We start from the raw sequence: 10,535 nt of genomic DNA on the forward strand, positions 1-10,535 counted from the left end.
GATTTCTATCCGTGATAGCAATCTAGCCTGCGACACTTAACGTAGTTTAAAATGTGGTGATGCGTTCCAATCTACGTTAAGTATCAGCGACTCATCTGTTTATTCAGAAACCTTTTTTACTAAATCACGGCCTAACTGCATCATGTGCACTTGGTCTGGACCATCGGCTAAACGCAAAGTACGTTGCCCAGCCCATGCATGTGCTAAGAAAGTGTCTTGACTCACACCCACTGCACCGTGGCACTGAATAGCACGGTCAATCACATCAAGTGACATGTTAGGTGCAACAATTTTAATCATGGCGATCAGTTCTTTAGCGGCTTTATTGCCGTGAGTATCCATCTTTTGCGCCGCTTTTAAGGTCATTAAGCGAGCTTGTTCAATCTGGCAGGCAGATTTGGCAATGTCTTCACGAACCGACTGTTGCTTAATCATCGGTTGACCAAACACAATACGTTCACCAACGCGTTTACACATTAAATCTAACGCGCGCTGAGCGACGCCGACTGAACGCATGCAGTGATGAATTCGTCCAGGGCCAAGGCGGCCTTGAGCAATTTCAAAACCTTTGCCTTCTGCAACAATAATATTTTCAACAGGTACGCGGACATTGGTGAATGTCACTTCGCCATGACCTTCGGGAGCGTCGTTATATCCAAACACTTTCATTGGTCGCACTAACGTCACACCCGGGGTGTTCATTGGCACAAGTACTTGTGATTGTTGAATATAGCGATTGCTGTTGGTTGGGTCTGTTTTGCCCATCACGATCATAATTTCACATTGCTTACGACACGCGCCGCTGATGTAAAACTTACGACCATTGATGACATATTCGTCACCATCTCGCTCAATGCGTAACTCAATATTAGTCGCATCGCTTGAGGCAACTTCTGGTTCTGTCATGGCAAATGCTGAACGAATTTTGCCTTCTAGCAATGGCTCTAACCATTGTTTTTTCTGGGCTTCGTTACCGTATTTAGCCAATACTTCCATGTTGCCGGTATCGGGTGCTGCACAGTTAAACACTTCTGACGCCCACATCACTTTGCCCATAATTTCAGCCAGAGGTGCGTATTCTAAATTGGTCAATCCAGCACTGTATTTACCATAAGCAACGGGCAGAAATAAATTCCACAATCCTTCAGCCTTCGCTTTGGCTTTTAATTCTTCCATTAACGGAGGCGTTGACCAAGGATCAAGTTCAACTTGTTTATGCATTTCTTCTTCAACCGGAAACACATGCAAATCCATAAAATCGGTTACACGTTTGATTAATACTTGAACTTTTTCACTGTATTCAAAATTCATGTTCTACCCTTTTAGTTGTCATTACGGTGTAATAGTAGTGCTAGGGTCTGTTGATCTTTTCTGGTCAAATTTTATCTCGAACAAAACCAACCTTGAAAGATTAAAAGCCCCTGGACTGAGCCTTAATATTTGTGATTAAGACTCAGGCAGATCAACAAACGTTAACTGAGTGACATTAATGATTTTTTGTTAAACGGTTTAATATCAGCAATGGCTTTTTGCTTAATTTTATTAACCCACTGTGGATCAACTAACAACGCACGACCAATTGCGACTAAATCAAATTCGTCATTATTTAAGCGCACTAATAATTCATCAATGCCTGTGGGATTAGACGTACCAGATAAATCAGCGTTACCTTCACCAATAAAATCAGCATCTAAACCAACGTTACCAACTGTAATAACAGGCTTATTCGTCAGTTTTTTGGTCCAGCCCGCTAAATTAAGATCGGAACCGTCAAACTCAGGCACCCAAAATCGACGTGTACTGGCATGAAAAATATCGACGCCAGCATCGCTTAGCAAACCTAAAAATGTCGCTAACTCTTCAGGGGTTTGACACAGTTTTGCACTGTAATCTTGTTGTTTCCACTGCGAAAAACGAAAGATAATCGTAAAATCATCACCCACTGCAGCACGAATAGCTTTCACTATTTCAACCCCAAAACGAGTACGATTTTCTAACGAACCACCGTATTGATCTTCACGTTGGTTAGTGCCTTCCCAAAAGAATTGATCAACTAAATAACCGTGTGCGCCGTGCACTTCGATAGCATCAAAACCAATGTTTTTAGCATCTAATGCGGCTTGTGCAAATGAGGCAACCACTTCATCGATATCATCTTGGGTCATCACAACGCCATTTTTTGCACCGGGTTTATACAAACCTGATGGGCTATAGGCTGGTGCTTCTTTATCTGGTCCAATTCCAGGTTTTCTCACTGAACCTACATGCCAAAGCTGTGGGGCAATTTTGCCACCTGCGGCGTGCACTTCATCAACCACGTGTTTCCAGCCTGCTAATGCTTCTTCACCGAATATGGCGGGGACATTCTCATAACCGTTAGCCGCTTTGTGTGAAATAAATGTGCCTTCGGTGATAATTAATCCCACATCACCTTCAGCACGTCTGCGGTAATACGCAGCCACTTCAGCATTAGGGACATAATTAGGTGAAAACGCACGGGTCATCGGCGCCATGACGGTTTTATTTTTCAATGACAACGATTTAGTGCTGAATGATTCAAATAACTTATCGATACTGGTGTTTTTATCGCTGTTCATGAGTATTTCCTAGCGTGTTATATTATTTATGCTGCATGTGCTATTCGGTTTTTACTGTCGCTAATCAGATTGCTAGCCAATCAAATAGCCGCCGTCGACATTAATCGCGGTACCCGTGGTGTAGCTTGATGCGTTTGACGCTAAATATAAAACCGTTCCGGCCATTTCTTCTGGCTGGGCTACACGCTTCATTGGTACGTGGTGCATCATTTGTTTTAAAATGGCTGGGTTATCAACTAATGCAGAGGCAAACTTGGTGTCGGTTCCACCTGGCAGTAATGCGTTAACGCGAATATTGAATTGGGCACATTCTTTAGCAAATGCTTGAGTCATTGAAATAACAGCAGCTTTGGTAATTGAGTAAATGCCTTGGAAGTCACCTGGAATAACGCCATTAACAGACGCAACATTAATGATTGAACCACCGCCGCTGTCTTTCATTAATTTTGCACCTTTGGTCGACATAAAGAAGTAGCCACGAATGTTAACGTCGACGGTTTTTTGGAAGGCGGTTAAGTCAGTATCAATGATGTGACCAAAATAAGGGTTTGCAGCAGCGTTATTGACCAGAATATCTAGCTTGCCATGTTGCTCTGTAATGGCTGCAAAAATGGCATCGATTTGATCCATGTCACCGATGTGACACGCAATGGCTTGTGCACTGCCGCCAGCGTTAATAATCTCATCAACCACTATTTGGCAAGCTTCTATTTTTCGGCTAGATACAATCACATGAGCACCGTACTGAGCTAACACTTTTGCTACACTTTCGCCAATACCACGACTTGCACCAGTCACTAAGGCGACTTTCCCTGTTAAATCAAACAAATTGTCATTGTTCATGTTTTTTCCTTTTAATTTTTGATTAATGGTTCAAAGCCTAAAGTAAGTAGGGATTACCTGAAGGTTACCCAGTCATCACCAGCCTGTTCTAAGTGACTGTAGTTATTAAAATAATCAACACTCAACATGTTTTCAGAAAATAATAGTTTAGTGACACCAGTATTTCTGGCCTGCTGATTCAAGGCTAATGTCTGTCTGTCGTTCAATTGTAAAATGTGTTGCACGATTGCTGAAATCGTCCCTCCAGACGTAAACACTAAAATATCTTTTGATTTTTTTGTGTTATTTCCAGTGCTGGTAATCTCACGCTTTTTTGCTAATTCTTGTTCAATGATATTGTGCAGAGCCCGAATACAACGGGTCTTAAATTGTGACCAACTCTCTTTGTATTCATGGTCTTTATCGCCTGAAACCCAACGTTCGAGCGCTTGAGAAAATTCTTTTTGTAGCGTTTTATTCGGTTCATTGCATTGGCTAATTGCCTGGCTCATTTCTGCGAAGTTACGCCACTGTTCATTGTACTTTTTTAAAATATCGACATGGTCAAACTCATTAAAACCAGAATGGATAATCATTGGGGTATGTTCACCTTGATATCCTGTTACGAAACTGGTTAACGTTTGACCATGACGCAATAAATCACCACAATAAAACTTGCTAGGGATAGCCCTTGCACGCCAGTACTGGCCTAATATTGCAGCTTGCTGGCTCCCCTTATCTGACAGTTGATCGTAATCAGTGCTTCCAAAGGATGCCTGTCCGTGTCGAATCAAATAAATTGCTGCCATATTAGGTCTCTAACTGAAAAATGATGGATAAATACAAAAATAATCTAACTAATTGTTTATATTGACTTTAATTTAATTGTGACAACTAAAAAATATGATTAAGTTAATTTTAAAAACCAATAGTCGATGTTAACCATGAATGCTTTATGCGTTTATTTAATGGATTTTTGTACTGCATCGAATCTACTTGACTATGCTAATAGCAACATCTAAATTGAACAAATGAATAGTTCTAATACCCTACTATTTATATTTTAAATAGTAGGAAGCAGTACTTGATACTAAATACTAGACAGCAGAAATGAGTTGAGGTGTTCTCAACGTATACCGTGAGATCACCGGAGTGAGTATGAAAATTGATTTGAATTTGTTTGTCGTTTTCGATGCAATTTATTGTGAGGGAAATATAACGAAAGCAGCGTCAGTACTGAATTTATCGCAACCTGCTGTGAGTCATTCATTAGGCAAACTGCGCACTCATTTTGACGATGCTTTATTTATTAGACAAGGCAATGAAATGCGACCTACCCCGGTAGCGAAGAACGTTATTGATGATGTTCGAGAAGCATTACATCAACTACAAGTGTGTTTAGTACAATCACGTCAATTTGAACCATTAACCTCACGTAAGAGCTTTTCACTGTCATTGCATGGCTCATTAGAGCCTTATTATTTACCTATATTGCAACAGAGTTTGTCGTTAGAGTCTCCGTCCATCAATTTAAGCAGTAATAAAAGAGTTAGACGAACTGAACTGGAAAACAAACTGGCCAGTGGTGACATTGACTTGGCAATTGATACACTTATACCTGTTAGCAATAACATTATGCATACTCAATTAGAGCTAGACCAACTTGTTGTTGTTGCACGTAAAAACCATCCTGCAATTAATCCTGATCTTGATTTAGCAACATACCTAAAACTCGACCATGTGTTAGTTTCATCTCGCTCCACAGGCCCTAGTCTAGAAGATTTTGAACTTTCTCGCATTGGATTGCACCGTAAAATATCATTACGTTGTCAGCATGCTTTATCGGCGTGCCGAGTCATCTTAAATAACGATATGTTACTCACATTACCTAAAACCGCCGCAGCCATGTATAGCAAAATGCTTGATATTGCTATTTATCCTATGCCAGTGGAATTACCTGATATTGGCGTGCATTTATATTGGCATGTGAATGTAGACAAAGAGCCAGCCAACAAATGGCTTAGAAACAAGATGATTATTGCCGCGACAAACACCAGAATTATTACGTAAAACTTATTGATTTAATCGAATAACGTTGGCTGATAAATTCTGGATATAGAAATGGATGATCCTGCGTGGCATAAACAATTAAGCCCTTTTTTTACCAAGGGCGGTAATGTATTCCATATAACAAGTAGCTACCAATATCGGCCTTAGCAACTACGATGACTTGTTAATATATCGATCGAAAAAGGTTTGATTATCGATTGCTTTTGAATAAAAAAAACCTTGTACCCTTTCTATTTCTAGTTGTTTACAAAGTTCAACTTGATGCTCTAACTCAACTCCTTCAGCAACGATATTGAGATGTAACGAGCGGATCATACCGACTAATCCACTAATTAGCGCTTTACGCTTTTCATCATGAATATCTTTTGGAATAAGAGATTTATCAATTTTTACAATATCAATTGGGAAATTATGCAGGTGGGAAATTGAAGAATAGCCAGTTCCAAAGTCATCTAGGGAGATCTTACAACCTAAGCTGTCAATGTCATTAATGACGGCCAAACTTATTTCATTTTGTTTTAATAGAGCCGTCTCGGTTATTTCAAGCTCAATAGATGCAGGATCAATATTGAATTCTAATAAAACAGAATCAATATAGTTCACAAAATCAGGATCTTCTAACTGAACAGCAGAAACATTAATCGCCATCGACATTGAACGAGCTTGGTTTTCGTTCCAAATGGCTAATTGTTGAACTGTTTGTCTAATCACCCAACGTCCAATGCTATTAATTAACCGAGTTTTCTCTGCTAATGGAATAAACTCATCGGGTGTAATGTTTTGTCCATTATGTGTCCAGCGTAATAATGCTTCGGCACCAACCAAATACGCAGTGTTAGGTTCAAATACCGGTTGATAAAACACATCAAATTCGTCATTGGCCAATGCATGAGATAATCCAGCTTCCAGATTATACTGATGCATAAACTCTTTTTGCATGGCCTCTTCAAAATAACACACTTGATTTCGCCCTAGCCGTTTAGCTCGATAAAGAGCAATATCTGCATTTTTGAATAAATCTTGGCTATTACTACTATTACCTGGATGGGTGGCGATGCCAATGCTCATACTGACGCTTAACGTTACTCGTGCAAGTTCAAATGGTTCGACAAGTGTTTTAAGTAACCGAGTAGCAATAATACTAGAGTCATCGGCAGATTCTAGGTTAGTAACCATGATGGCAAATTCATCTCCACCTAGACGCGCAAACAGTTCGTCACCACGTAAACAACTGCTAATACGCGCGACTAATGTCTTTAAAAGTTCATCACCTACATCATGACCATGAGCATCATTAACGAATTTAAACTTATCAATATCCATCAAAATAAGCGCTAATGTATGCTTTCGTCTTTTGTTGTTTGCTACGGCGACTTTTAGCGCTTCGTCAAATAAAAAACGATTAGCCAAACCGGTTAAAGAATCACTTTCGGCAAGCTGTTTTACTTTAATATAGCTTTGGCGCAACTCACGCTCTAAATTGAACTTTGCTTGTGAGTGAATAACTGCCCTGTGTAGCCTTGATGCTGTTACTTCAGATTTTGGTATAAAGTCCTGTGCACCTGCGGTAATACATTCAATAGCCAGAGTTTCATCTTCTGAAGAACTCATCATAATGATGGCACTGCCATAATCACGCACACGGCTTCGCAGCTCCAGCACCATTTCTATTCCATCACGACAAGGCATTCTGTAGTCAAGTAACACAACATCATATTGATTTTTATCGTAAATCGCTATCCCTTCATCCACAGTGCAGGCTTCGTCGATAGTAATGTCAACTTGTCCTTGCTGTAGTGCTCTACGGATCATTTCACGATCAATTATGTCATCATCAACAATTAATACTTTCAGCGTCATTGCTTTATCCTCGTTGTGACATTTTTAACGATAAATATGTGGATGATTTATCGTAATATCGAAAAATAAATTATATTATTCAATCGATTACTAAATGCCCTTTGTGCGATCCATCAACAAAATAATGGTTATAATTAATCGATAGTGCATTATGTTTATTCTGTTGAAGCAAAACATAATAACGTGTTAAACAAAAAATAAAGTGGATACTTTTATAACTCTATATCAACAACTTATGCGTTCAAAGGTAGCTTTTCTATAGACTTAGTTGTCCTTTCGTTCTTAGGCCAATAAGTTGAAATACAGGTACCACGACCCTCCGAGATAATTTTGATGTCTCCTGCGTAAAACGAAATGGTTTTCTTCACTAGTGCCAAACCCATACCACTACCTTCAATTTCGTCTCTGGATTTTAACGTTTGAAACATCTCAAGTGCTTTGCCTTGGTACGCTACCGGAATACCTGGGCCATCATCACAAATAGAAATAATGTGGTAAGTGTCTGTTACTTTATATTTTAAATGAATAACGCCTGTGCTTTTGTCATGATGTTTAATCGCGTTATTGACTAGGTTTCGTAATACTAATTCTAGCGGAATTCTCGGTAATCGACAGACAACGTTGCCTGTTTCACACACCAAAGAAAAACCATTATCCAAACAATTGAGCTCAAAAACATGTTGTGTTAACTGATCTAAATTGACGTTTTCCCATTGATATTCTTGGCGGCCAATGCGTGAGTAAGCTAATAAATCGGCCAACAAATTTTCCATTCGTTTAATTCGTTGTTGTAACAACTGTAGGTGTTTTTGAGAGGCTTCAGGTAATAAATCTGCACAGTCTGCTTGGATCCATGATGATATTTGCCCAATAGCTTGTAGCGGTGATTTTAGATCATGGGATGCTACATAAGCATACTGATCTAGCTCTTGATTAGATTTTGACAGCTCGTCAACATAATGCTGCAATTCAATCGCTTTATCGTCTGCCTGTTTGAGTGCATTGGTGAGTGATATTTTGGCATTTTTACGATCTGTTATATCGCGCACAACACCAGTGAACATACGTTGGTCGTTGAGAACCATCTCACTAATGGCTAAATCGACAGGAAACTCAGTGCCATCTTTGCGTTTGCCTGTCACTTCGCGTCCTATGACTCTCTGTTCCGAATTTGCAATGTTTAAAAAAGGTTCTACGTTAGCTGCGGAATTTTTATCAAATTCAGGCATTAATTGAGTCACATTTTTATCCAACACTTCATCAGCTGTATAACCAAACATTTTTACCGCAGCTGGATTAAATGTTTTTATAGTGCCTGAAACATCAATGGTAATAATGCCATCAACAACTGTTTCGAGAATAATTCTAACTTTGGTTTCGTTTTCTACTATCTTTTGCTGCGCCTTTTGGGTTTCAGCTAGTGAGATACTCAATGCTCGCGTTTTTTCGGTTACCAAATTTTCAACAATTACTTTTCGGTTAATTAGCGATAAAAGAAATAATCCCATCAGAGTACTAATAATAAAACCTGCAACAATCACAAGCCATACTTCTTGCCCTTCAGTCATGAGCACACTTTCTAATGTTGGAGAGAGTTGGATTAACCATGTGCGCTCAGCAAACTGAAGTTCACCCTGCCAGTGGATATTAGACTCACCTAAATTATTTTCGAAAAACTGCATGGGTGTGGAGCTATCAGTAACATCCAAAATTTTAATGCTGACACTGTCTAAATTGTCATTTAACGCTGATCCAAGCAGCTCTTTTGCGCGATAAACGGCAGATATTAAGCCTAGGTTTCGTTCATCATGAGTCACGATGGGTGTCAGTAATAAAAAAGCGAATTGTTTTTCTGTTTCTTGTACCAAAGTAATAGGTTCTGTAGCGACTGAACGCCCAAGTTCAAGCGCATGATTGATGGCACTTCTACGCCCAGGGTGCGACCCTATGTCGAATCCTAAGGCCGCTTTATTGGATGCTAATGGGGCAATATAATAAACCGGATAATAGCGGTCTCTTGTTGTGGCAGTAATCAAATCACCTGATGAATCACGTTGTGTAAAGTGATAATCTTTTTCCTGTTGAATGCTCATACGTTGCTCATAAACATTTCGTTCAGAGTTATTCACCTCAGGTATCCAAGAAAGAGCATGAGTACCTGGAATATAATCATAAATACTTACCGTATATTCTTGAAATTGATCAAAACTAATTGAATCAAATAAGCTAAAGATACTTACCATGGTTTGTGAGGCGTGAAGAATATTCTCAGTTTGTTTATGAATAGCGGTCAGCATTCCTTGGGCTTTTGCGTCAAAGATAGCCTGTTGTTTTACGAGTTGATCTGTGCGAGTTAATGAAAAAAGGGTAATAACAACCGCAATCAATAATAAGTACGGCACAAAAAAGGAGAATAATTTAGTCTTACGTTGTGGCAATAAATTCAAGGAAATGATGACAGGACAAAAAATAAAAACGCCAATCGTATCTGCAAACCACCAATTTAACCAATATGACGACAAAAAGCTTGTCTTCTAACTGACCTGCAATCTGCAGCGCAACCACACTAATTGACGCGGAAATAATACTGGCAACGGGTGCGGATGTTAATACGAACAAGCTAATAGCCTTAAACGAAAATAAATCTTGTAGTGGTAAAACAAATCTACGCACAAGCCAGATAGCTATAGCAGCTTGAAAAACAGCCCCAGATGCAATGATGAAAGGGATCCACCATACAGTGCTAGGCTCTAACCAAGCATAATTAAGAAAATTCATAGTGACAGTGAACGCGCCAAAGAAAATGCCAAGCAACGTCCAGTACCCAAAACGTAAACCAACGAGTAACGCAAAACCAGCGGCAGGCCAAATTGGACTGGTAAAGCCAGACTCAATAACAAAATAACTTGCTAAGACTCCAAAAAACCAATAACCAATGGCTGAAAAAAAGACCCTGATAGCAGATATATAGTTTGAAGGAGTGGTAGATGGGGATAACCAAGAATATACTTTACTGAGCTGCGGCATAATTTTCCCTATGAGTAGCGTAAAAGTTGGTCCTAATGACATCCATTTGTTGTTATTAAATCTACTTTAAAATCGATTAAGGCGATGCATTAACAATCAATCAACACTTTTACAATTTTATTTTAGCTTAAAAATCACGCTAAAACATCATTATTTAAC

General features: G+C 39.3%; 8 protein-coding genes. 1 reads left to right on the plus strand and 7 read right to left on the minus strand.

Going from position 1 to position 10,535, the window contains the following annotated elements; translation table 11 throughout:
* Positions 1–99: 99 nt before the first annotated feature.
* The 4 genes from EGC86_RS10580 to EGC86_RS10595 form a co-directional block, all read right to left on the minus strand.
* A complete protein-coding gene (locus EGC86_RS10580) occupies positions 100–1,311 on the minus strand; it encodes an acyl-CoA dehydrogenase family protein (RefSeq protein WP_123777530.1) in 1,212 nt (403 codons plus the stop codon).
* A gap of 161 nt (positions 1,312–1,472) precedes the next feature.
* Positions 1,473–2,597: an NADH:flavin oxidoreductase gene (locus tag EGC86_RS10585; protein WP_123777531.1), complete on the minus strand. Its 1,125-nt coding sequence runs from the start codon at positions 2,595–2,597 to the stop codon at positions 1,473–1,475.
* Positions 2,598–2,669: 72 nt separating this feature from the next.
* Positions 2,670–3,440, minus strand: a complete 771-nt coding sequence (locus EGC86_RS10590) for an SDR family oxidoreductase (RefSeq protein ID WP_123777533.1) — start codon at positions 3,438–3,440, stop codon at positions 2,670–2,672.
* A 53-nt stretch (positions 3,441–3,493) separates the two neighbouring features.
* The gene (locus tag EGC86_RS10595; protein WP_123777534.1) at positions 3,494–4,228 is read right to left on the minus strand and encodes a histidine phosphatase family protein; all 735 of its coding nucleotides are present in this window, start codon (positions 4,226–4,228) and stop codon (positions 3,494–3,496) included.
* A gap of 349 nt (positions 4,229–4,577) precedes the next feature.
* Between EGC86_RS10595 and EGC86_RS10600 the strand changes: the two genes are divergently transcribed.
* Entirely contained in the window at positions 4,578–5,489 is a 912-nt protein-coding gene (locus EGC86_RS10600) for a LysR family transcriptional regulator (RefSeq protein WP_123777535.1), read from the plus strand.
* A gap of 150 nt (positions 5,490–5,639) precedes the next feature.
* On the opposite strand, the gene EGC86_RS10605 is transcribed toward EGC86_RS10600, so the two are convergent.
* From EGC86_RS10605 to EGC86_RS10615, 3 genes are all read right to left on the minus strand, one after another.
* Positions 5,640–7,349 (minus strand): putative bifunctional diguanylate cyclase/phosphodiesterase, encoded by a 1,710-nt coding sequence (locus EGC86_RS10605; RefSeq protein ID WP_207893043.1) that lies wholly within the window; start codon positions 7,347–7,349, stop codon positions 5,640–5,642.
* Between the two features lie 233 nt (positions 7,350–7,582).
* A complete protein-coding gene (locus EGC86_RS10610; RefSeq protein WP_123777537.1) occupies positions 7,583–9,787 on the minus strand; it encodes a CHASE domain-containing protein in 2,205 nt (734 codons plus the stop codon).
* Entirely contained in the window at positions 9,774–10,418 is a 645-nt protein-coding gene (locus EGC86_RS10615) for a hypothetical protein (RefSeq protein WP_123777538.1), read from the minus strand. The genes EGC86_RS10610 and EGC86_RS10615 overlap by 14 nt, the downstream gene beginning before the upstream one ends.
* Positions 10,419–10,535: the final 117 nt, after the last annotated feature.

The sequence above is a fragment of the Shewanella frigidimarina genome (assembly GCF_003797125.1).
Lineage (GTDB): Bacteria > Pseudomonadota > Gammaproteobacteria > Enterobacterales > Shewanellaceae > Shewanella > Shewanella frigidimarina.